The organism is Streptomyces sp. NPDC002580 (genome assembly GCF_042889485.1).
Taxonomy (GTDB): domain Bacteria; phylum Actinomycetota; class Actinomycetes; order Streptomycetales; family Streptomycetaceae; genus Streptomyces.
Map to the genome: position 1 here is coordinate 160,975 of NZ_JBIAQZ010000008.1, position 22,894 is coordinate 183,868.

The 22,894-nt window shown below is 72.0% G+C and carries 18 protein-coding genes; 6 read left to right on the plus strand and 12 right to left on the minus strand.

All coding sequences use genetic code 11. The annotated features are described in order from the left end of the window. Positions 1–301: 301 nt before the first annotated feature. From ACFYW7_RS24680 to ACFYW7_RS24690, 3 genes are all read left to right on the plus strand, one after another. The gene (locus ACFYW7_RS24680; RefSeq protein WP_389506445.1) at positions 302–1,141 is read left to right on the plus strand and encodes an endonuclease/exonuclease/phosphatase family protein; all 840 of its coding nucleotides are present in this window, start codon (positions 302–304) and stop codon (positions 1,139–1,141) included. A 484-nt stretch (positions 1,142–1,625) separates the two neighbouring features. Beyond that, positions 1,626–2,249 carry a histidine phosphatase family protein gene (locus tag ACFYW7_RS24685; RefSeq protein ID WP_389505888.1) on the plus strand — a complete coding sequence of 208 codons (624 nt, stop codon included), beginning with the start codon at positions 1,626–1,628 and terminating at the stop codon, positions 2,247–2,249. A gap of 238 nt (positions 2,250–2,487) precedes the next feature. Next, complete coding sequence (locus ACFYW7_RS24690; RefSeq protein ID WP_389505890.1) at positions 2,488–2,859, plus strand: hypothetical protein; 372 nt, start codon at positions 2,488–2,490, stop codon at positions 2,857–2,859. A gap of 48 nt (positions 2,860–2,907) precedes the next feature. Here the strand turns inward: ACFYW7_RS24690 and ACFYW7_RS24695 are convergent, their stop codons facing one another. The 3 genes from ACFYW7_RS24695 to ACFYW7_RS24705 form a co-directional block, all read right to left on the minus strand. Next, on the minus strand, positions 2,908–4,116 hold the full coding sequence (locus ACFYW7_RS24695; protein ID WP_389505892.1) for an MFS transporter: 1,209 nt from the start codon (positions 4,114–4,116) through the stop codon (positions 2,908–2,910). A gap of 732 nt (positions 4,117–4,848) precedes the next feature. Beyond that, on the minus strand, positions 4,849–5,319 hold the full coding sequence (locus tag ACFYW7_RS24700; protein WP_389505894.1) for a GNAT family N-acetyltransferase: 471 nt from the start codon (positions 5,317–5,319) through the stop codon (positions 4,849–4,851). A 347-nt stretch (positions 5,320–5,666) separates the two neighbouring features. After that, positions 5,667–8,885 carry a TIM-barrel domain-containing protein gene (locus ACFYW7_RS24705; protein WP_389506447.1) on the minus strand — a complete coding sequence of 1,073 codons (3,219 nt, stop codon included), beginning with the start codon at positions 8,883–8,885 and terminating at the stop codon, positions 5,667–5,669. Positions 8,886–9,450: 565 nt separating this feature from the next. Between ACFYW7_RS24705 and ACFYW7_RS24710 the strand changes: the two genes are divergently transcribed. Beyond that, complete coding sequence (locus tag ACFYW7_RS24710) at positions 9,451–9,789, plus strand: hypothetical protein (protein WP_389505896.1); 339 nt, start codon at positions 9,451–9,453, stop codon at positions 9,787–9,789. A gap of 125 nt (positions 9,790–9,914) precedes the next feature. On the opposite strand, the gene ACFYW7_RS24715 is transcribed toward ACFYW7_RS24710, so the two are convergent. The 3 genes from ACFYW7_RS24715 to ACFYW7_RS24725 all read right to left on the minus strand — a co-directional run bounded on the left by ACFYW7_RS24715 (position 9,915) and on the right by ACFYW7_RS24725 (position 12,773). After that, positions 9,915–10,286 carry a winged helix-turn-helix transcriptional regulator gene (locus tag ACFYW7_RS24715; protein ID WP_389505899.1) on the minus strand — a complete coding sequence of 124 codons (372 nt, stop codon included), beginning with the start codon at positions 10,284–10,286 and terminating at the stop codon, positions 9,915–9,917. A gap of 195 nt (positions 10,287–10,481) precedes the next feature. Beyond that, positions 10,482–11,594, minus strand: a complete 1,113-nt coding sequence (locus ACFYW7_RS24720; RefSeq protein ID WP_389505901.1) for an ABC transporter substrate-binding protein — start codon at positions 11,592–11,594, stop codon at positions 10,482–10,484. 243 nt (positions 11,595–11,837) lie between these two features. After that, entirely contained in the window at positions 11,838–12,773 is a 936-nt protein-coding gene (locus tag ACFYW7_RS24725; RefSeq protein ID WP_389505903.1) for a LysR family transcriptional regulator, read from the minus strand. 133 nt (positions 12,774–12,906) lie between these two features. Here ACFYW7_RS24725 and ACFYW7_RS24730 point away from each other — a divergent pair, with 133 nt between their 5' ends. Next, positions 12,907–14,193: an MFS transporter gene (locus ACFYW7_RS24730; RefSeq protein WP_389505905.1), complete on the plus strand. Its 1,287-nt coding sequence runs from the start codon at positions 12,907–12,909 to the stop codon at positions 14,191–14,193. Positions 14,194–14,203: 10 nt separating this feature from the next. Here the strand turns inward: ACFYW7_RS24730 and ACFYW7_RS24735 are convergent, their stop codons facing one another. The 4 genes from ACFYW7_RS24735 to ACFYW7_RS24750 all read right to left on the minus strand — a co-directional run bounded on the left by ACFYW7_RS24735 (position 14,204) and on the right by ACFYW7_RS24750 (position 19,581). Then, a complete protein-coding gene (locus ACFYW7_RS24735; protein ID WP_389505907.1) occupies positions 14,204–14,497 on the minus strand; it encodes a carbohydrate ABC transporter permease in 294 nt (97 codons plus the stop codon). Beyond that, complete coding sequence (locus ACFYW7_RS24740; protein ID WP_389505909.1) at positions 14,491–15,183, minus strand: hypothetical protein; 693 nt, start codon at positions 15,181–15,183, stop codon at positions 14,491–14,493. Before ACFYW7_RS24740 ends, ACFYW7_RS24735 begins: the two co-directional genes overlap by 7 nt. Positions 15,184–15,798: 615 nt before the next feature. After that, on the minus strand, positions 15,799–18,198 hold the full coding sequence (locus ACFYW7_RS24745) for a beta-L-arabinofuranosidase domain-containing protein (protein ID WP_389505911.1): 2,400 nt from the start codon (positions 18,196–18,198) through the stop codon (positions 15,799–15,801). A 396-nt stretch (positions 18,199–18,594) separates the two neighbouring features. Further along, the gene (locus ACFYW7_RS24750; RefSeq protein WP_389505913.1) at positions 18,595–19,581 is read right to left on the minus strand and encodes a helix-turn-helix domain-containing protein; all 987 of its coding nucleotides are present in this window, start codon (positions 19,579–19,581) and stop codon (positions 18,595–18,597) included. Positions 19,582–19,691: 110 nt separating this feature from the next. On the opposite strand from ACFYW7_RS24750, the gene ACFYW7_RS24755 reads away from it, so the two are divergent. Beyond that, positions 19,692–20,723, plus strand: a complete 1,032-nt coding sequence (locus ACFYW7_RS24755) for a saccharopine dehydrogenase NADP-binding domain-containing protein (RefSeq protein ID WP_389505915.1) — start codon at positions 19,692–19,694, stop codon at positions 20,721–20,723. 257 nt (positions 20,724–20,980) lie between these two features. On the opposite strand, the gene ACFYW7_RS24760 is transcribed toward ACFYW7_RS24755, so the two are convergent. Both ACFYW7_RS24760 and ACFYW7_RS24765 read right to left on the minus strand, forming a co-directional pair. Next, positions 20,981–21,790: a spermidine synthase gene (locus ACFYW7_RS24760; RefSeq protein WP_389505917.1), complete on the minus strand. Its 810-nt coding sequence runs from the start codon at positions 21,788–21,790 to the stop codon at positions 20,981–20,983. Positions 21,791–22,145: 355 nt separating this feature from the next. Continuing rightward, positions 22,146–22,784: an SMI1/KNR4 family protein gene (locus ACFYW7_RS24765; protein ID WP_389505919.1), complete on the minus strand. Its 639-nt coding sequence runs from the start codon at positions 22,782–22,784 to the stop codon at positions 22,146–22,148. Between the last annotated feature and the right edge of the window lie 110 nt (positions 22,785–22,894).

Consider the following 22,894-nt stretch of genomic DNA (forward strand, 5'->3'; position numbering starts at 1 on the left):
GCCGGGGGGCCCCCCCCCCCCCCGGCCCCCCCCCGCCGGGCGACCGCCGGAAAAAGCTTGCGCCACGCCGACGCAAGCCGACGCAAGCAGCGCAAGATTTTGCGCTGCGCTCGAGACGGTCCACGTCGGCCGTCGGGAGGGCGGTCGGCGGGCCCGGGGCCTCGACCGGTCATCGGCAACGGCGATCCGCTCCCGTCCGCTCCGCCGAGTCCGGGCGCCCCGCACCCGTCACCCACAGCCGCGTCCCATAACCTCGGCTGTGGAGACGTCAGTTGCCATCCCTGTCCACACCGAGGAGGCGATGGTGTTCGGAAGCGGTACGCGGTTGCTCGCCTGTGCCATGGCCGCGGTCTGGGTGCTGCTCGTCGGCCCGAGCGCGCCGGGCGGCGACCTGTTCGCCAGACCGCTGCCCGTCGGAGCCGCCCGCGAAGTCGTCCCCGGCCGGGTCATGACGTGGAACGTCTGCAACCCCTGCGACGCCGGCAACGCCGACCGGGCGGCGGAGATAGCCACGTACGCGCCCCAGGTCATCGGTCTGCAGGAGGCGTGCGCCCGTGACGTCGAGCGGCTCCGGGGGCGACTCGAGAGCCTCTACGGGCTGGTCTACCACGTCGAGTACGGGACGGTTCTTCGCGATTGGGGTCGCTGCGGCGGAGTGCCGTGGAGTCCGGGAGCCTACGGGCAGGCCATCCTGTCGGCCGCGCCAATGACGGACCCCGTCACCGTGGAGTACCGCGACGGAGGATCCGAGGACCGCGGATACCTGGCCGTCACCACACTCGTGGGCGGCCGGTCCGTCCGGGTCTTCGACACACACCTCGCGCAACGACGCCAGGAGGCCGTCCGGGCGGACCAGGCCGAGGCGCTCGCCGCGGAAGTCGCCCGGTTCGACCGGGCGATCGTCCTCGGCGACTTCAACACCGTGCCGTCCGCACCCGAACTCGCCCCCCTCTGGGCACTGGCCGAGGACGCGGACGCACAGTGCCGCCCCTCGCCGACCGGGGCCTGCGAGCCGACCACCGACTGGCAGAGCAAGTTCGACTACGTCTTCCTTCGAGGCGTCACCCCGCGGAAACAAGGCGTCCACCTCACCCCGTACTCGGATCACCACCTCGTGCACGCCGACGTCGCCCCGAATTGAGTCACCGGACCTTCGAGGCGGCCACGGCGCGTGCCGAGGCGCCCTCGGACCCGCCCCGTCGCCCGGCCGGCCGGGACCGCGCTCAGGCCCAGGCCCTCTGCATCCTCAGCGGTCAGACTCGATAGCACTCGGCCCGCACGCTCCCCGACCTTCAGAGCGACGACCGCTCTGCGGACCCGCCAGCCGTCCCGGATGACCACGTTCTTTGCTGGGCCTGCCGCCGCTGCGTCATCGCGCGCACCGGCGCGACGCTTCCCGCCCGGGTCTGGGCGCCCGTCCACGACAACGGCTGCATCCGCCACGAACTCTGGTTCACGAAGACTGTGAAGTCGTCAGCCGCGGAGATCGAGTATCGGCTCGGCAGCCCGAAGGCGTCCCCCACTCATCGCCGACCGAGCCAGCGCAGTCGCGACGGAACTATGCACGACGAGCTCAGCGTCCATCCCGACATACAAGATCACAGATGGCAACGGAGACCCGGGACATGACGGACACAGCTGCTCGATACCTCTACCTCGCTCGGCACAGTGAAGCATCGGCAGATGAGTCAACCCTGACGGAAAGCGGCCGGCGCCAAGCCGTTCTGCTCGGTGAACGGCTCCGGAACACCCCACTTTCGGCGATCTACCACGGGCCACTGCCCCGGGCGCAGCAGACGGCCCAGCTGATCAGCGCACAACTTGACGCCGCCCCACTGCACCCATCGGAACTGGCCGGCGACTACATCCCCTACCTGCCTGCGAAGGAGGAGCTGCCGCCGGATTCAGCCGAAGCCATGCTCAGCTTCCTCGCTCAGGTTCCGGAAGAGGAACGCAACCGTGGTCCAGCACTGGCCCGGGAAGCTCTCGCAGAATTCACAGGCCCGGTCGACGGCGATCGCCCCCGCCATGAACTGGTCGTCACACACAACTTCCTCATCGGATGGCTGATCCGAGCCGCCCTCGACGCACCCGAGTGGCGCTGGATGGGCCTCAACCACGGCAACGCAGCTCTGACGGCCATCCGATACGCACCCGGCAGGCCGTCCTCCGTGCTCTTCTGCAACGACATGCGCCACCTACCCGCAGAACTGCGCTGGACCGGCTTCCCCTCCGAACTCCGCATCTGACCCAAGAAGACCCTTTGCCCGGACTTGAGTGAGACGGGTTTCGCGAGATCGTCCCACTCAAGTCCGGGCACCACAGGTCAGGGGACCGCCCCACCCGGACTTATCCGAGACCGGACAGCCAGGTCGGCTTGCCCGGTGGACCGTTCAGGACGTCCGGACGTCCTGAACGCGCGCCCAGGACGGCACCGCCTGTCCCGAGCTTCACCGGGAACGGACGTCCGGCGGGCAAGATGGCCTCATGACAAAGGTGTCCGTACGGTCGGCCCGTCGTGCCGTCTCAGGTTCGACGCTGTCGTTGTGGTCGCAGGATTCGGTGTTGTCGATCGGTTCGGTGGGGTCGGTGCTGTCCGTGGGGTCCGTCGGTTCGGCCCTGTCGGTCGGCTCGATCGGGAGCGCGCTGTCGATCGGGTCGATCGGTTCCTCGCTGTCGCTGATCTCGGCCGGGTCGTGGCTGAGTACGGGGTCCGTGCTCTCCGCGCAGTCGCGGTGGTCGGTGATGTCCTGGCGTTCCACCGGCGGTTTCCTGGCGGCGGGAGGCGCGGCGGCCGGCTGCGGTCTGCTGCTGGCCCTGATGCTGCGCAAGGCCGAGGCCGGTACGGGAGCGCCCTGATCGGGGCGCTCCCGTACCGGCCTCGGGAGCGGGCTGTGACGCTGTCGGTCAGGTGAGGGAGCGGGTCTCCTGCCCTGTCACGGTCGAGGCTTCCGCGATCACGGTGGAGGGGCGGTGACCCCGGTCCAGGAATCCACCCGTGAACGCGAGGCCGAGACCGGCCAGGGCGAGCGCCGCGCCGACCAGGTTGGGGGCGGCCCAGCCCCAGCCCGCCGCGATGACCAGGCCACCGAGCCAGGCGCCACCGGCGTTGGCCAGGTTGAAGGCGGAGTGGTTGGAGGCCGCCGCCATCGTCGGCGCGTCCTTCGCCTTGGCCATGAGCAGCATCTGGACCGGTGTGGTGATGAGGGAACCCATCGCGCCGATGAACGTGACCGTCACCAGGGCGGGCACGGTGCTGTGCACCGTGAAGTAGAACGTCACCAGCGCCCCCGCCAGCAGGACGAGCCCCCAGTACAGCGTCGGGCGCAGGGCGCGGTCCGTGAGCGGTCCGGCGAGCAGGGTGCCGAGCGTCATCCCGACGCCGTAGAGCGCGAGGACCAGCGTGGTCGACGTGTCGGAGACGCCGGTCAGGTGCGTGAGCATGGGGACGAGGTAGCTGTAGACGGCGAAGAAGCCGCCGAATCCGACGACGGCCGTGGCGAGGCCGATGGCCACCTGCTTGTTTCCCATGGCCCGCAGTTCGTGACGGATGCCGGACTGCTGTCCGCGCGGCTGGTGCGGGACGAAGGCGGCCAGTGCGGCGAGGGCGACGAGGCCGATGACGGCGACCGCCACGTAGGCGGAGCGCCAGCCCAGTTGCTGTCCGAGGGCCGTGCAGGCGGGGACGCCGACGATGTTGGCGATGGTGAGACCGAGGAACATCTTCGAGACGGCGCGGGCCGCGCGCTCCGGGGCGACCAGTCGTGAGGCGACGACGGCTCCCACGCCGAACAGCGCGCCGTGCGGCAGACCTGCCAGGAAGCGCGCGGCGAAGAGCGTGCCGAAGGTGGGCGCGAACGCGGAGGCGACGTTTCCGACGACGAACAGTCCGGTCAAGAGCAGCAGCAGGCGCTTGTGCGGGACGCGCGCGCCGATGCCCGTGAGGACCGGCGCGCCGACGACGACGCCGAGCGCGTAGGCCGACACGACGTTGCCGGCGTGGGGCACGGACACGCCGATCCCGTCGGCGATCTGGGGCAGCAGCCCCATCGTGGCGAATTCGGTCGTGCCGATACCGAAAGCGACGACTGCCAGGGCCAGCAGAGCCAAGGGCATGGTGCGGTAGAGCCTTTCGAAGACAGGGGGCGGGGACCGGAGAACCGGCGGGGTCGAACTCGTCGGCACTTCTCGTGTCCGGTCGGGCCGGGCGGCGTTGCCCGGCACACTCCAGGAACGGGGTGGGCCCGTGGACGGTGCAGCGACGTCAAGGGGCGTTACATTCCAAGATCGACCTACGGCTTGCTGTACGGGACGGGCGAGCGGGCCCGGGCTGCGGCGGTCGGTCCCGGCCGACCGGTGAGGGGAGGTCGCTGCGGCTGAGGCACCGACGCGGCGGTGCGGCCGCGATGACGTCGCCCGGTGCGATCCTTCGCTCGGAGACCGCCACGATATCGCAGGGATGTACGAGCCCGACGTCGTGTGTCCCGCCGGGGCCAGGCCCGCCGAGCAGGGAGCGTCGGGGCCGGGAGGCGCGTCAGGGGCCCTCGCCCCGGCGCGGTACCTCGACCGCGCGACCTGTTCGTCCCGCAGGACCGGCCCGGCATCGCCGACGGGCGCACGGACGACAGCCCGCCCCGGCGACCCGCCTCGATATCGGATCGCCCGGCTACCCGCGGTGCGAGGACCGCCCCCCGCCTCGCGAAGCGCCCCGCCGCTGAAGTCCTACGCCTCGCGAGGCGCCGCTTCCCGCGTCCGACGCGGCGCGCTCGGCCGGCGCCGCAGGTTCGGCGACCGCGGCGCGCTCGTCCACCGCCGAGCCCTCGGCCACCGCGGATCGCGGGACGGCCCTCAGCCCAGTTCCAGCTCCCCGACCGGCTGGTCCCCGCTCGTCTCCCCCGTCAACCGGAATCCGAGCCCCAGGTAGAAGGCCTCGGGACCGTCCTCGCCGGGGTGCCAGGTGGTGGTCAGGCGAGTACCGCCCCGGCGTCGGATCTCGGCGGCCACGGACTCCACCGCGAAGCGGCCGTAGCCGCGGCCCTGTTCGCCTGCCGCGATGTTGAGCCGCCACAGCCCCGAGCGGATGTCCCGGCCCGTACCGTCGCCCTTGAAGTCGATGTCGAAAAAAGCCATGAGGAAGCCGACGGGCCGCTCCCCGTCGAGGATGATGCGGGGCCAGGCCGTGTCCGGGTGCACGTACGCCTCGGCGAGGGACTTCACGACCGGCGCGACCAGGTGCTCCTGGTCGGGGCGGACCTTCAGGCCGATCGCGGCGTCGATGTTGGCGGCCGTGACCGCTGCCAAGCGGAGCGTAGGTGTCATACGAAAATCGTATGAGGGTGGTCAATCGGTTTTCCCGGCGTGACCAGCGATCCCGGTGCGGCCGGAGCCGAGCGAGTACGGGCTGGTCGAGCGGGTCGCGCCGAGAAGTCCTGGCATGTCGTCCGGCGCATGCCTTCGGCTCCGCCCGCGTCGCGAAGGTCGCCGTCGGGCGTGTCCAGGCCGGGACGCGGAGCGTCGACGGAATCCGCGCGGTCCGGTGCGACGGCGGTCCGGGCCGGCCGCAGGCCGCCGGCCCGGACCGCGAGTCGCGGTCCGGGCCGGGCCCGCCCGTCGTCCCTGACACGACCTGGCGAGCGCCCGGAGCGGCGACCGGGGTCGTCCTTGTGTCAGTCGAAGCTGATGGTGCGCGGGGTGTGGACGCTGCCCGCGGGCAGCGTGACGGTGAGGGTGCGGGTGGCGCTGTCGTAGGCGTAGGAGTCGGGTGAGAGCCGCTTCGTTCCCGCGGTGACACGGGCGGGCTCGGCGACGCCCAGGAGGGAGACCGTCCACCTCCGGTTCCTGACCTGTCCGGGGAAGGTACCGACGGCCGGGCCGATGGTGACGCTGTGCCGCGGGCCGCTCTCGCGGTAGCGGATCTTCGTGGTGGCCGCGCGGCCCCGGCCGCCGGTGGTCCCGTCGTCCTCGTACAGGGAGGTGGAGCCGGAGGCCCCGGTGGCGATGGTGAGCGTGACCTTCGTCAGGGGCGCCTTGTCGTGGCTGGTGACGTTGTCGGTGCGGGTCGGGACGACGGCTCCGGCCCTGACGAACACCGGCATGGTGTCCAGGCCGGTGGTGATGTTCCGCGTGGTGCCGCCGGTGTAGGTCTGCCCGGTGAAGTAGTCGGTCCACCGGCCGGGCGGGAACCACACCGAGGTGGTGGCCGTGCTTCCGGGTGCGGTGACGGGGGCCACGAGCATGTCGGCGCCGTAGAAGTACTCGCTGTCGGCGGTGGCGTACGCCTGGGGCTCGTCGGGGTACTCCAGATAGGCCGCCCGGACCATCGGAACACCGGTGGTGGCGGCCTGTTGCGCAAGCGTGTAGGTGTAGGGCACCAGGTTCTCGCGGAGGTTGAGGAACTTGTCCGCCGACTGCCGGGCCTGTGCGCCGTACTGCCAGGGCAGCCGGTCGCTGTGGTTGCTGTGGAGGCGGTCGATGGGCTGGAAGGCGCCGAACTGCACCCAGCGGGCGTAGAGGTCGTCGGGGAGTTTGTGCGTGGTGCGCTGCTGCCCGCCGTCGGTGTACGTCTCCGAACCGGTCAGTCCCGTCGTGTCGTTGTGACCGCCGATGTCGTGGCTGACGGCGGACATCCCGGTGGCCGCCGACTCGCCGGGGGTGTAGCCGACCTCGGAGCGCAGCGTGCCCCAGGTGGAGGCCGTGTCGCCGGTGAAGTGGACCGTGGTGCGCTTGTCCGCCCACGGCCCGGTCGGGAGCCCCTGCTGACCGCTGTACCCACCGGCCTGCAGGGATCCGTAGGCGCGGGAGACGACGAAGCCTCGGCCGATCGTCCGGTCGGCGCTGCTCGCGTACTGCTGGTTGATCCACGCGTCGGGGGTGACGCCGGGCAGGGAGGACTGGGAGTTGTCGCAGCACCAGTCGAGCCACCAGAAGTCGTTGCCCTGGTCCTCCATGGTCCGGTGCAGGTCCATGTACGCCTTCAGCTGGTCCGGGTCGCCGAAGTCGAAGGTGTAGCAGTCACCGCCGGAGCTCGCGGCCGAGGCGCAGCCTCCCTTGGTCAGTCTCCCCTTCGCGGTCGTCTGGGCCTGGGTGAACTGCGGGTCGGACGCGAGAATGCTGGGGTGGGTGTTGAGCGTGTTGTGCAGTCCCTGGGCTGCCGACCAGTCGAAGAACCCCTTGGGATCGGGGTACTTGGCCGGGTCCATCTCCCATCCGCTCCACGTGTTGGGTGACTTGAAGTCCGTGTCGGTCACCAGGACGTCCAGCGGAACGCCCTCGGAGCGGAAGGCGGGCAGGATCCGGCCCCGGTAGTCGGCGGCGGTCCGGTCGATGTATTCCGAGTACCAGACGCCGTACGCCCATTGCGGCAGCAGTTTCGGCGGGCCGGTCAGTGTCGCCAGGTCGGACAGCGCCCGCTTGTAGTCGTGGCCGTAGCCGAAGACGTAGCCGTCCTGGTAGGGCGTGCCCTGGTGGGCGGAGCGCTGGGTGACCTTCTTGGTGGCGGGGTCGTACAGCGCGGAGGAGGTGTCGTCGAGCAGGTACCAGCCGTCCTTGTGCAACAGGCCGGGCGTGGTGGTGGGATCGCCGTTGTCGCCGTTCAGCCCGTCCAGGCTGCGACGGTAGCCGCCCAGCGCCAGGTGCGGCTCGGGCGCCGCGGCGCCGGCCGCGGTGACGGAGACGGTATCGAGGTTGATGTGGCAACTCGCCGTGGCCGGGCAGCCGATGGTGATGTCGTTGTCGCCCGCCTTCAGGGTCACGGGCACCGAGGCGGTCCGCCAGGTGTCCCAGTCTCCGGTGACGGGCAGCGACAGGTTCTGGGACGCCCCTCCGGACGACACCACTGCGGTACGGGTCTGGTTCAGGCCGTCGCCGCCCAGGGCGTTGGCGTAGCGGACCTGGAGGGCGTAGGTCCCGTCCGCCGGCACACCGACCACGTGGGCCGACACGCCGGCGCCCTGGTTCAGTTCCGCGAGGAACCCGTCGCCGGAGTACGCGCCGTGATCGGTGGCAACGACGGCGGAGCCCGCGGCGCGACCGGCCTCGGCCTCACAACTCACGCCGAAACCACAGTCCTTGATCGCGGTCGCCGAGGCCGGAGGGAAACCGGCGCCCGGGGCCACGAGGGCGACGCTGTCGATGTTGACGTTGCCGGAGTCCGTGGCCGTCCTGGTCAGGGTGATCGTGTGACGGCCCGCACCGAGCTGGAGCGAACTGCCGAGCAGGCTCCAGGAGTCCCAGCCGCCGGTGACGGGCAGGCTCAGCGTCCGGCTCGCGCCGCCGTCCACCGTCAGGGTGAGGGTGCGTGTGGTGTTCTGGCCGTCGCCCGCACGGGAGTTGGCGTACCGGGTGTCGAACTGGTAGGTCCCGGCCGTGGCGACGTCGACGGTGGCCGTCATCGAGCTGCCCGTCCCCTGGAACCCGGCCAGGAAGCCGGAGCCGGTGTGGCCCGTGTGGTCCGACGCGACGCCGAGCCCGTCGAAGGACAGTGTCTCGGCCTCGCACAGCGCGCCGAGCGCGCACGTCACCTGCTGCCACGGCGTCGCGGTGACCTGTGCCGCACCGGCCTTCAGGCGCACGGACAGGTTCCGTGTGTCGAACGGGCCGGAACCCACCTGGTACCGCAGGGTCATCGCGTCGGTCGTGATGGTCAGCCAGCCGTTCGACGTGCTCGTCGTGTACGGAGCCGGTGCGAACGCGCCCCGGCCGATCGCGTTGAACGTCGCCTGGTCGGTGAACTTCCCGTCGGGCGCGTACTCGGTGCGGATCAAGGTCGGCGACAGCACCTGGAACCGTGCGTCGCCCGAAGTCACGGCGCGCACGCGATGATCCGCGGCCGGACCGTGCGGACCGGCCGGAGCCGCCGACGCCGGGCCTGGACCGGCCACGGTCATGGCCGCCACGCAGCCGGTGAGGCCGACGACCGTGCCCAGCCGTCGCAGGAGACGCGTCGTACGCCACGCGGTTCTTCTTCTCACGCAGACAGCTCCGTCCTGAAGCGGGCCCTGTCGGCCCGTCATGAGGCCCGCCGGTCGCCACGGTCGCCCGAGAGGATCGCTGACAGCGTTGTCACAAGCCGTTCGTCCGGAGTCCTGGGCGGTCGGGTCAAGTCGGCGGCATGATGGAGTACGGAGGCGTGGCAGGCGCCTCCCGCGCGCTTTCTATCGTTGCAAAATGATGTCTGTGGCATGACAACACATGCGCTGGACGGTGTCCATACGTCGCGACGCGACCGGCGTCCCCCTCACTCGACTCCGGCCGGTCCGGGCCCGGTCGTGGCTCGTCGGCACGGGTCGTCGCTCAGGCAGCACCCCCGGCCGCCGGGACGAAGGACGCCTCGGTGAGCGGCCCATCGGCGGCCATGACGAGAACGCGCGGATGCCTCGAACGGCGCGGCTCCTGAGGCGGGCGAGGTGCTCCGGCACTCCGGACCGCGCTCCCAAGATCTAGGCTCTGCCCATGACCGACGAAGAGGTGATGGCTCGCGTCGTCGCGATCCTCACCAAGACGCGCGAGTACGTGGGCGAGGACGCCCCCGAACCGGACAGCGAGAGCGATGCCCTCCTCAACGAACTGGTGAAGGACATCTTCCCGAGGAGCGTCGACATCGACGACGACGCCGCCCCGCAGGAGGTGGCGAACGCCATCGCCAGGGCGATGAGCGGTCCGATCTTCACCGCGTTCGGGGCGTTCGCCGCCGCCTTCCACCAACTCGCGGCGGAACACGATCGCGACGATCCCGAGGTCTCCTCCGCCCAGGTGCTACGAGAGCTCGCCCTGCGCGCCGGTAGTGAGTGACGAGTGATCCAGGGCGGTCTCCCGCAGGCGTGCTCCACCGCCCGGAGCACTCCAGGGTGATCGGGGGGCCGCCACAACGCCGGTCCGGGGGCGGGCGTGGCGGGGGTGCCGCGCGCCCCCGGACATCACCCGGGCGCGTGCTCCGCCGCCTCCGCCCGCTCCCGGGCGGCCATCACGTCCTCGCCGTGCTCGAAGACCCGGACGCCGAACGCCTCGACGGGCTCCAGCAGGGTCAGCCCCAGCCCGGTGAGGGTGTACTCCACGCGCGGCGGCGACCCGGCGTACGCGCGGCGCTCCACCAGACCGTTGAACCGGAGCCGGCGCAGCGTCCCGGTGAGGACCTTGGGGCTGATCCCACCGATCCGCTCGCGCAGTTCGCCGGGCCGCGAGGGCCCCGCGCGCAGCGCCCACACCACGACGGCGTTCCAGGTGTTGGCGAGCAGATCGAAGGCGAGGCGGGCTCGGCAGTCGGCGATGAAGCCGTGGTCGGCGGCCACTTACCAGATGGCGCCCCAGCGGTTTCCTGGTGTCGTCCCGGACCTGACGGACAGGTCATCTCGAGGAGGCCGGGCATGATGAGGATCGGGATTGTCGGTCCTGATCCGCGGTCCCGCGCCGGAGCCGGGTGAGGGCCGGAGCGGTCACCGCGTGATCACCGTGGGTGCGTCGACTCCTGGGCTGGACGGCCGAGTTCAGCCGGTGTGAAGGATCCGGAAGCGATCGGGGTCGGCCGGGTCCCGGTCGACGACCTGGACCGGCGGCCAGGCCCACTGCCGGACGTCGATGCCCGGCGTACGGGAGAAGCGGATCCGGCCGCGGGTGCCCTCGACGTCCACCCGCGCCCAGGCCTCGGCGGTGCGCGCCCGGTCGGTGCCGTGCGCGCGCAGCACGTCGGCGAGGACCGCGATCGTGTCGTAGCCCTCGAAGGCGACGAAGGACGGCGCTTCGGCCAGCCGCTCGTGGAGCGCCGTGCCGACGCGGGTGCCGAGCGGGCTCGGGCGCTCGGGCAGATAGCGCAGGAACGGAATCGCCGCGCCGTCGGCGCCCAGCGAACTCCGCCATGCGGCGAACTCCGGCTGCCCGGCCGGAGCACCGATGACGACCTCGGCGAGGCGCCGGTCACCCCGGACGGCCTTGACGATCGACACCGCCGGCTCCGGGTGGCCGACCAGCAGGAGGAGGGCTGTCGCGCGACGGTCGGCGAGTTCGTCGCACAGGGCCGCGGGAGCGAGCTCGTGCGTGTCGAGTTCGATGACGGTGCCGCCGCGGGGCGTCAGACGGTCCCGCAGGACGCGGGTCCCGGCTGCCCAGTAGGCACTCTCCTGGGTTGCCACGGCGACGCGGCTGTGGCCCGCCCCGAGGAGGAACTCCGCGTAGACGCGCCAGCCGTGGGACTGTGCCGGGGCGAGGCGGGCGACCCATTCCGTGGGTTGTCCGGTGAGTGCGTCGAGCACCGCCGACGAGCAGAGGAACGGCAGGCCGAGCGCGTCGGCCCTGGCGGCGGCCGCGCGGGCGACGACGCTGTGGTACTCCCCCGCCAACGCGGCCACGCCCAGGCCGGCCAGCTCGTCCACGGCCGCCACGGCCCTGCGGGGATCGGCCGCGGTGTCTCGGACCACGAGTTCGAGCGGCCGTCCGACGATCCCGCCGGCTTCGTTGACTTCGCCGACGCCCAGCTCCAGTCCGGCGAGCAGGTGCCGGCCCGCCTCGACCCAGCCGGGCGGGGACAGCGGAACCAGAGCTCCGATCCGGACGGACGACCCGTCAATTCGCTTCTGTGCAGGTTCAGTTGATGATGAGTTCATGCGTTGGCGCCTCCGTGTGACGAGTCGGTTCCAGCCTGGCCGGATGGCGAGCGGTAAGGACTGGCGGTAGGGGTTGTTGGCGGTACGGGGTGTTGGTGAACGGGGTCTCGGCGTACGGGTTCTTGTCATCGCGTCGGGCCGGGCGCGCCTGGGTGGCCGTGGCCCCGCCGGACGTCGTGACCACCGCGCTCGCGGCACGGCGACCCCACGCCGTGGTGCAAGTCGTCGGAGGCGCTCCGGTGTTCAGCGTGGAAGCACCCAGTCCGGTGTCCAGGTCCCGACCGCGCTGTGGCCCGGCGCCGTGGCGGTGAGGTGGGCGCGGAGCGTGGCCAGCGCCGGGTGCGGGTTGTCGCGGCGCCAGAGGAGCGAGTGCGGGTAGACGGGCATCGGGTCGGTCACCGGGATGCGGCGCAGGTCGTGGCCGGCGGGCCAGACCAGCCGGGTCCGCTCGCCCATGAAGGTGGCCAGGGCCGGGGTGTCGGCGACCGTGTCGAGGAGGGCGTCGGAACCGAAGTTGGGGCCGGTCGCCTCGATGGTGAGGCCGAACTCGGCGACGAGGTCGGCGTAGTAGACGGCCCACTCGGTACCGGGGACGATGCCGGGCATCCAGATCCGGTGCCCGACGAGCTGGGCGAGGGTCACCGACCGGGCGCCGGCCAGCGCGTGGGCGGGACCGGTGAGCAGCTGGAGGGACTCGTCGACGACGCGGACGGACTCGATGTCCTCGGGAAGCGGCCGGCCGGGTACGGCGACGGCGCGGAAGGAGGCGTCGATCTCACCCGAGCGGACGGCGGCGACGGCCGTCTCGATGTCGAACAGCCACACCACGTCGAGCTCGATCTCGGGGTGGGCGCGGTGGAATCCGCGCATCAGGCCCGATGCCGCCCCGCGCGAGGCGATCACGTCGACGCGCAGCGGCCGGCGGCCGGCGTGCACGGACGTGACGGCGCGCTCGGCGACGCGCAGCAGCTCTCGGGCGTGCGGCAGGAACGCCTGCCCGTCGATGGTGAGTTCGGCGCCCCGCGCGGTGCGGGTGAACAGGCGCACGCCCAGGTTGCGCTCCAGCGCGGCGATGCGTTTGGAGGCGGCCTGCTGGGTGATCGCCAGCTCGGCGGCGGCCTCCTGGAACTGCCCCGCCTCGGCGGCGGCGACGAAGGTCCGGACGGCGTCGAGGTCCATGCCGCCACCCTAAAGGCACAACCGATGGTTGTGCCTGGGTGGCTCCGCGGTTGTTTGATCCATGACTGTGGTCCCCGCTTTGATGCTACCGGTCGCGGATCGGTTGTACGGGTGAGTGGAGAGGGGCTCGGAAATGGGCGACGGGCACCGGCCGGGACATCTGCCCGGCCCTCGACGCGGGCATCGGCTGGGGCGGCGGTTCGGGTGGCTCTGGGGGGCGTACGGAACCAGTGCGCTCGGCACGTGGCTCGCCTTCGGGGCGTTCCCGCTGATCGCCATCCAAGTGCTGCGCGCCGGACCGGTCGAGGTCGCCGCGCTCTCCTCGGTGGGGGCCGCGGTGGGCGCGGCCGCGGCGGTGCCCCTCGGCCCGTGGGTGGAGTTCCGCCGCAAGCGGCCGGTGCTGATCGCGATGGACCTGGTGCGGTTCGCCGCGCTGCTGACCGTCCCCGCCGCTTTCGCGTTCGGCGTGCTCACCTTCCTCCAGCTCCTGCTGGTCTCGGTGGTCGTCGCGGCGGCGGACATCACGTTCCGCGCCGCCTCCGGGGCGTATCTGAAGACGCTCCTGGCGGCCGAGGACCTGCTCGTCGCCAACGCCCGGTTCGAGTCGACCGCCTGGACGACCACGATCGTCGGACCGCCGCTGGGCGGAGCCGCGATCGGGCTCCTCGGTCCGGTCGTGACGGTGGTGGCCGACGCGGTCAGCTATCTGCTCTCGGCTCTGGGCATCCACGCGATGGGCGGGCACGAGCCGCGGCCCGCGGACCGGAGGTCCGCGCCCCTGCGGGCCGGGGAGCTGCTCGACGGCTGGCGGTTCATCCTCGCCGACGCGACGCTGCGTCCGCTGTTCCTCAACACCGCCCTGTTCAACGGCCTGGTGATGGCCGCCCAGCCGCTGCTGGCCGTCCTGATGCTCGGCCGGCTGGGGTTCACCCCGTGGCAGTACGGCCTGGCCTTCGCCGTGCCCTCGATCGGCGGTCTGCTCGGGTCACGGCTGGCCCGGCCTCTCGTCGCCCGGTTCGGGCAGCACCGGGTCCTGGTCGTGTCCGGGACACTGCGCGCGATCTGGCTCGTCGGCCTGGCCTTCCTCGGCCCGGGCACCGGCGGACTGCTGCTGGTGATGGGCGTCGAGCTCGGGCTCATCTTCTGCTGCGGGGTCTTCAATCCCGTGCACGCCACCTTCCGTCTCGAGCGCACCCCGGCCGACCGGGTCGTCCGCACGCTGTCCGCCTGGGCGGTGACGACCAAGGCGTCGACCGCGCTCCTGACGGCGGCCTGGGGCGTGCTCGGCGCCCTGCTCGGCCCGCGTACGGCCCTCGGCCTGGCCGGCGCGATCCTGCTGGCGACTCCGCTGGCGCTCCCCCGCCGCGCGCCGGCGCGTGTTCCCGCGCCGGATCCGGACCCGGCGGCGAACCGCGCCTGACGGGCGGCTGTCAGGCCGCGGCGCGGGCGAGGTCGCCGGTGTCCAGGTGGTGCTCTCCGGGGCCGCCGTTGGTGAGGGCCACGATGGAGTCGAAGGCCTTGAGCGTGCCGTTGATGCTGAAGATCAGCGACGACATGAGGACCGGGAAGGACATCGGCAGGACGATGGGGCGGACGAGGCGCAGGCCAAAGGCGCCGTCCAGGCGTGCGGACTCCAGCACCTCCTCAGGGATGTCGACCAGGCCGGCGAAGAGGAGGACGGCGTAGAAGCCCATGGAGCGCCAGATGTCCATGATGATCAGCACCCAGAAGGCGTGGCCCGCGCTGCCGAACCACGGGAACCCGTGGCGGCCGCGCCGATGCCCTCGCGCAGGTGACCCATGAGCTCGCCCGTCTCGCGGAGGTGGTCGTCCGTGGTCTCGGCGTTCCGTGCGGCGCCGCGCAGCCAGTCGGCGGTGGCCAGGGCGAGCGCGGTGGCGTCCTGTTCACGGCTGTCGCCCAGGAGTTCCTCGATCCGGAAGGCGAGGCCGTCCAGCGTCTCGTCGTTGGTCTCCGGCGTCAGGTGGCCGCGCAGCCCGACCGAGTACGGGTCCTGAGCCCGGGCGTGCCGCACACAGGCGAGTACCTCGGGGTCCTCGTTGTACTGGTCGAGACGGCCCAGGAGTACGTAGATCCGCGCGGTCAGCCGGGGCCGCCCCGGGTGCCGGTCCAGCCGGGCCATCAGCTCCGTCCGGCCGACGAGGTGGCCGACGAGCGGGGTCGGCGCCTCGACCGACTTCGTGGGCAGGCCCCAGTGGTGCGGCAGGAGCCCGGCCACCTGGCCGGCGAGCGTCGCCTCGTCCTCGGGGCCGAGCGTCCCGGCGACGAACGCGCCGACCGTCGCGCTGTCCAGGGCGAATCCCTCCGGCGCCGTCCGCGGGGCACGGCTCGACGAGCCGTGCCGTCGGCGCAGCAGTTCACCGGCGCTCTTGAGGAGTGGCTTGTCGTGCACGAGTCCTCCCGCTGGGTGGATGTACGGATGCCCCCGAGAGCCGCCTTCGTCCGGGACGGGAACCGCGGGCCGCTCCGGGTCCGGACGGCGCCGCCGATCGGCCCTCCACGACCCCGGCACCATCACCCTGCCGCCCGGTCACGGTGTCCGCGCGCCCGATGCCCCGGAAGAGTGCGGCGCGCCGGGCGGCACCGGAGGGCGCCGCCTTCACACCGGCCGCACCGCGGGTCCTCGTCCGCCGCCGAGGACACCACCGACGCCGGCGTGGCGACTTGCCGACACCGGCAGCGAATCGTCCGCTACGAGCGGGCGGCGCCCCTCCTGAAGGTGACCGTCCTCGGCACACGGGCCACGGCCTGGAGTCGGCCGCGGCCGACCGAGATCGGTCGGCCCGGCCCTCGCACCACGCGCCGGACCGTCGGCGACGCCCGCCGGACGCCTCTGGCGCCGGCCCGGAATTCGGCGGATGTCCGCGGGCGGGAGCGCCGGGCCGTGACGAACGGCGGCGAGTGCCTGCCTGCTGGGACCACGGGCACGGGGCACCCGAAGTCGGCGGAAGCGGGCGGGAATCGGCCGGAATCATGGTCCGGTGGCACGCCGGAGCAGCTCAGTGCGTCACAGGAACCGCCACAGGTGGTCGGCCGTGCCGTTGTCGTCGAACTGGACCACCTGCGCGCTGTTCTCCATGGACATGCGGTCCACGCCGAGGACCTTGCCGCTGTTCTTGTTGCGGACCCGGTACCAGCCGTCGCCGTTGTCCACCAGGGTCCACAGGTGGTCGGCCGTCCCGTTGTCCTCGAACTGCACGACGATCGCGCTGTTGTCGAGGGACATGCGATCGACGCCGAGCACCTTGCCGCTCTGGCCGTTGCGGATCAGGAACCAGCCGTCGCCCTTGTCGACGAGTTGCCAGGCGTGGTCGCCCGTCCCCGTGTTGTCGAACTGGACGACGCGCGCGCTGTTCTCGGTGGACATGCCGTCGACGGCGAGGACCTTGCCGCTGTTCCTGTTCGCAATTCTGCGGAAGGGCGGCTCCGGCGTCCAGTGCCTGCCGTCGGGCGCCGCCGTGGGGAAGGACGTGATGCGAAGTCGCGCCGCTCCCATGGGGATGAGGGTGACCGTCTCCATCGGGGCATCGCTGCGGGCGGGCGAGTCCTGGAGCGGCGCGACGACGTGTTCGTCGTCCGCGATCCATTCCTGGATCCGCCGGGCCCGCGCCGTGATGCGCAGGGGGGTGGTGTCGGGGGTGAAGGGCTGATCCGGCACGACGGGGCTGGTCTGTGTGGGGGTCAGCGGGGTCTCCGGGACGAGGCCGTAGTTCCAGGCGGTGGTGGCGTGGACCTCGTACGCGGGGAAGTTCTCGTCTCCCGCGTAGCGGTCGTAGCGTTCGCCGATCTTCAGGGAGTAGGCCAGCGGGCCTCGCTCGACACCGACCGCGCCGGGCCCGTCGGGCCAGTGGCGCAGCCGGGCCTGCTGGGGCAGCCGCAGGCGGACGACGTCGCCGTCGCGCCAGGTGCGTTCCACCCGCGCCCAGGAGGGACCGTCCGCGGCGGCCACCGAGGCACCGTTGACGCGCAGTTGGGGGCCCTGGCACCAGCCGGGCACCCGCAGTCGCAGGGGGAAGCGCACAGGTCGGGGCGTCGAGATCGTGAGGGTGACCGTGTCCGTGAAGGGATAGCCGGTGTCCTCGGTGACGGTCACCGTCGTCCCGCCCGCGACCGTGGCGCGGACCCTGCTCGGGGCGTACATCGCGGCGGCCAGCCCGCCGTCGGCGTCGGAGAGCCAGAGCTCCTCGGTGAAGTACGGCCAGCCCATGCCGTAGTTGTGGGGGCAGCACCGGTACTGGTCGACGCCCGCCTGGAAGGCCTGCATGGCGAAGCCGTTCTGGAACTGCCCCTGGGTCTTGGGGTGGTTGTCGAGATCGACGCTGTTGGCGCCGGTGACGTAGTGGACGGACTTGCCGTCGGGGTCGAGTGAGGCCGGGAGCATGTTGAAGGCCAGGTCCTCGCAACGGTCGGCCCACACCGGGTCCCCGGTGATCCGGGTGAGGAGTTCGTGGCTGGCCATGAACTCGACGATGCCGCAGGTCTCGAAGCCCTGGCGCGGGTCCGTGAAGCCCGGCCGGAAGTTCTCGTCCCCGGCCATGCCGCCGCCGGGGAACCTCCCGTAGGTGTCCATGACGGACTCGTAGGCGCGATAGGTGGCTCGGGTGAGGTCGTCGGAGCCCGTCAACCGGGCGTACTGAGCGGGCTCTCTGAAGCCCTGGGCGATGTTGACGTTGTGCCGGCTCGGGGTCGCACCGGTCCAGTCGGCGCCTTCGGTGTGCATCTTGGCGGCGAGATCCAGCAGGAACGGCTCGCCGGTTCGCCGGTAGAGCCACACGACGACATCGAGGCCGTCGCCCCAGCGGTAGGACACCCAGCTCTTGTTGAAGGCGCCCGGACCCTGGGCGTTCATGAAGCGGAGGAAGCGGCTGAGGAAGGGGACCACCCGCTGGTCGCGCGTGTACTCCTCGTGTGTGCGCAGGGCCTGCAGCAACGGCAGGAAGGGCCAGAAGTCGGGACCGCCGTCGAGTGCGGTGCGCAGGGCGCGCGGCCCGAAGAAGCCGTCGGTGGCCTGCGTCGCGAGGATCGCGTCCACCCAGGCGCGGGACCGGGCCAGGGCGTGCGCGTCGCCCGTGGCGATCGCCAGGGGGATGTAGCCGCGCAGCCAATAGGGCAACTCCTCCCAGGCGTCGTGCTCGGGACGCACCCAGCCGGAGGTGGAGAAGTCGAGGAAGTGCGAGAAGGACTCGTACCTGCCGCACAGGCCGTCGAGCTGCAGTCTCAGTTGTCCGGCGAGCCAGCCGCGCGCTGTCACGCTGCCGGGCGGCAGTTTCCGAAAGGCGTCGGGCAGCCGTGTGTCGGCCAGGGGGCGGGGAGCCGCGGCGGCGATTCCCGGTAACCCGGCTCCAAGGGCCGCGGCCCCCAGCGTGATCGGGCCCAGTCCGAGGAGCTTTCGTCTGCTCAGTGACATGCGGGTGACCTGCCTTCCAGGGGGCGGCTCGGCGTGCGACAACGTTGCCATCGGCGATCGTGCGGCGCCGGTTCCCTCGTCCGGCACCACGGCGCCACCTCACGGGACCGTGAACCCCGAGGCCTTCTACAACGTTGGAAAGAATGCAATGCACATGACAGCATGGTCGAATCCAGCTGTCCAGGACTCCCGCGCGCCAAGACGGTCGCGGAGGGAGGAACACCCCCTCCAGGCTTCCGTCGAGACGATCGCGGGCCCGGCGATCACCAGCGTCATCCTCGCGGTACGGCGCCGGCCCTGCAGGCAGAGGCCGGCCGAGACCGTTCGCCGGCCCTCCTGCGCGCACACCCGGATCACCGCGTCGGCGTACGCGTCACGGCCCGGACCACTCCCCCGTCAGGCCTGTCGACCCCGGTGGTCCCCGCCGTTCGGGCCGGGGCCGGACCGCGAGCGGAAGGTGCGGCGGTAGGCGTCCGGGGGCACCCCGACCGTGCGGTTGAAGTGCCGGCGCAGCGTCGTTGCCGTGCCCATGCCGGTGGCCGCCGCGATGGTGTCGACCCCGGCGTCGGTGGTCTCCAGCAACTCCTGCGCGTGGCGTATCCGTTGGGTGAGCAGCCACTGCAACGGGGTTGTGCCCGTGACCGACCTGAAGTGGCGGCCCAGGTTGCGCGAGCTCATGCGCGCCCGGCGGGCCAGGTCCTCCACGGTCAGGGGGTGGTCCAACCGTTCCATCGCCCAGGGGAGCAGTTCGGCGAGCGGGTGGTTGTCGGGGGCGGGAACCGGGGTCGTGACGAACTGGGCCTGGCCGCCGTCCCGGTGCGGCGGCACCACCAGGCGGCGGGCGAGGGTGTTGGCGACCGCCGAACCGCGGTCCAGCCGGACGAGGTGCAGGCACAGGTCCATGGCGGCCGCCTTGCCCGCGGAGGTGAGCACGCTGCCCTCGTCCACGTAGAGGACGTCCGGGTCCATGCGCACCCGGGGGTAACGGGCGGCCAGGACCTGGGTGTGCGCCCAGTGCGTGGTCGCCCGCCTCCCGTCCAGCAGGCCCGCGGCGGCCAGGACGAACGCGCCGGTGCACAGGGAGGCCACGCGTGCGCCTGCCTCGTGAGCCGCGCGCACCGCGTCGACCAGGTCGGCGGGCGGGTCCTCGTCCACGTCGGCCCAGCCCGGGACGATCACCGTTTCGGCGTACGGGAGTTGATCGAGGCCGCGGTCGGGCTCCAGCCGGAACGGGCCGACGCCCACGGCGGCCGGACCGCAGATCATGAGGTCGTACCAGGAGCCCGGCGTTCCGGCCGGGGCGGAGCCGCCGAAGACCTCGCAGGCCAGGGCCAGTTCGAAGTGCAGCATCCCGTCGGTGACGGCCAGCGCGACAGTGTCCATGTCCGGAATTGTACGAGGCATGGCGTTCCGGACACTCGTACGGGCCCGGGAGTCCTCGACAGGATGTGCGGGACGGATCAAGGCGGTTCACTTCAGCTCGGAGGCAACTCATGGGATCGGGACAGACGGTGACGGTGTTCGGCGCGTACGGGCACACCGGACGGTTCGTGGTGTCGCGGCTGCGGGAGCGCGGGTTCGTCCCGGTCCTGTCCGGCCGGGACGCCGAGAAGCTGAAGGCGCTGGCCGCCGCCCACCCGGGATCGGAGGTCCGTCCCGCGTCGGTCCGCGATCCGGGTTCGCTCGACGACGCGTTGGCCGGAGCCGCGGCCGTGATCAACTGCGCCGGACCGTTCGCCACGACCGCCGCTCCCGTGATCGAGGCGGCGCTGCGCGCCCGGATCCCGTATGTGGACGTGGCGGCCGAGATCGAGGCCAACACGGACACGTTCGCGCGCTTCGCGGACCGCGCCCGGGCCGAGGGCGCGGTGATCGTCCCCGCGATGGCCTTCTACGGCGGCCTCGGTGACCTGCTGACCACCGCGGCGATGGGTGACTGGAAGTCCGCCGACGAGGCGCACATCGCGTACGGGCTGAGCGGCTGGCATCCCACCGCCGGGACCCGCGCGGCGGGCGCGGTCTCCAGGGAGCGGCGGGACGGCCGACGCGTCCGGTTCACCGGAGGGAGGCTGGAGTACACCAGGGACCCCGCGCCGACCCTGCGGTGGCCCTTCCCCGACCCGATGGGCCCGCGGGCCGTGCTCGGGGAGTTCTCGATGGCCGATGTGGTCACCGTGCCCAGCCACCTGGCGATCCCCGAGGTGCGCAACTACATGACCGTCGAGGCGGCCGGGGAGCTGTCGGCCCCGGACACACCGGCCCCCACCGCGGTCGACGAGCACGGGCGGTCCGCGCAGACCTTCCTCGTCGACGCCGTCGTACGCTCCGAAGGCGTCGAACGGCGAGCCGTGGCCCGGGGCCGGGACATCTACGCCGTCTCCGCACCGCTCGCGGTGGAAGCCGTCGACCGCGTCCTCGCGGGACGGACCAGAACGGTCGGTGTCGCCTCCGCCGGCGAGATCTTCGACGCCGAGGACTTCCTGCGCTCCCTGTCCGCGCACCTGTCCCTCGAGCTGCCCGACTAGCGGCGGGCCGCCCTCTTCGCCGCCGGTCGGGGGCGGGGACGGGAGGTGCCCGCGCGGCGGAGTACCGGCTGAGTCCGTCCCGGACGCGGGCGTTCCTGTGGGTGATCACGCTGGCGACGCTGAGCGGCGTGGTGGGCATACTGAGCGGCACCGACGACCTGCCCGCAGGGCTCGCCAGGTCGGGGCCCCTCGTCGCGGTCCTCGTCTCGGCCGGGCGGTGGCGGCGCGATCGAGACGGGAACCGGCTCCGGCGTCCTTCAGACGTCGCGCCTGCGGGCGAGGTAGACGGTGTTGGTGGCGGTGCCGCCTTGCAGCGGATTCTCGAACTCGACGACCCGCGCGGAGGTTCCCGTGAAGACCTCCGCGAGCACCGAGCTGAACTCGTTGTCGGGCGGGTCGTTCGACCAGAGCGCGAACACGCCGCCTGGACAGAGGAGTTCGGCGAGGGCCCGCAGTCCGTTCGCGGTGTACAGCCCGGCATGGCTGGGATGCAGCACGTGCCGCGGCGAATGGTCGACGTCCAGCAGGATCGCGTGGAAACGACGGCCGGGGCTCTCGGGGTCCAGACCGCGGGGTGCGGCGTCGCCCCTGTCCCCCTCGAACGCGGGAGCCGGCGTCGGCGTGCCGTCCGCGGCGGGCGATCCGCCCGCCGCCGCGCTCGCGGCGGTCATCGCGAAGAAGTCCCCGCGCACCAGGCGGCATCGGGGGTCCGAGGCCAGCCCCGCCCCCAGGGGTACGAGCCCGCGCCTGTGCCAGTCGATCACTTCGGACAGGGCGTCGACGACGATCAGCGAACGCACGCGGGGATCGTCCAGCGCCGTCCGGGCCGTGTAGCCGAGGCCGAGGCCTCCCACGACGACGTCGAGCCCGCTCTCCGGAGGCAGCTCGGCGAGGCCGAGCCGAGCCAACTCGACCTCTCCCTCGGTGAAGAGACTGGACATCAGGTACTCGTCGCCGAGCTTCACCTCGTACACGTCCTCGCCCGACGACGGGTCCCGCCGCCGGCGCAGGCTGATCTCGCCCATGGGCGTCGGCCGCCAGTCCAGCTCCTCGAAACGTGCGCTCATCCGATGCCCTGCTCCCCAGTTGTCGTACGACCATGGCGGGCCCCGCCGCCAGACGCTCGGCCGGGTCGATCGTCACCGGCCGGGTCGGGACGCGCCGCGGGAACGTGTCCGGCTCGGTCCCGCCGCCCTGGAGGATCTTCACACGGAGGGCCTCCCCCGGAGCGCTCAAACGGCCGAACGGTCCCGTGTCGACGCGGATCGCCCGCGCGCCGCCGTCGGCACGGGGAACCGGCGTCGGTGCCACGAGCGCGAGGCGGCGGCCCGGTCCGCCCTCCCACCCGCGCGTCGGCTGCCGCCCGCCCGGTCCTCGGTGGGCGGGGCCGGGACTTCACGCCTCGGACCCTCGCCCACGCCCTCACGCCCACGTCACGTACGCGTCGTCCCCGGTGCCCGACACACGGGGTGCCACCGGATCCGTGTACTCGGCCAGGCGGATCTCCGATCCCTCCTCAAGGGCCACGAGAAGGTCCTGGAACATGTGCGGGAGGCTGTCCCACACCTTCACCGGACCGGACGTGTCCCCCTTGTGCAAGCCGTAGAGGACGTTCCCGAACCGCTCCCCGTCGCGGTGGTCGACAATCAGGTGCCCGCCGGTGACGTCCGTGGCGATCGGAACCCAGCGCGCGTGGAACAGATACCCGTACACGCCTTCGTAGATGTCCCGGAGGTCGGGCCGCTCCGACTCGTTCTCGTCGACCCAGTCGGCGATCGCCTGCTCCATGTCCCGCTGCCCCTCGCGCATTCCCCGGGCGGTGACCAGCATGAGCCCGCCGGGCAGGACGACGCCGGGACCGGCGTGCCCCTGCGTGGCGGTGACCCCGTCATGACGCTCCAGCCAGGTGACGAGGTCGGGGTGGAGGGGGAAGCGGAGGTGGGCGACGGCGTCGATGTCGTGCCGCGCGGCGGGGGGATTCAGGCTGGCGTGGTCCGCCGGCGCGTTGGACCTCAGCCATGTGTCGAACCGGGTGAGGACGGCGTCGAAGTCATCGGTCACGCGCCGACCTTACCGACCCCCCGCGCCCTGCCGGACCGAGCGCGTCCACAGTACGCCGCACCGGTTGTCAGTGGCCGGGGCTAGCGTTCCGCTCATAGTCGCACTCGGTT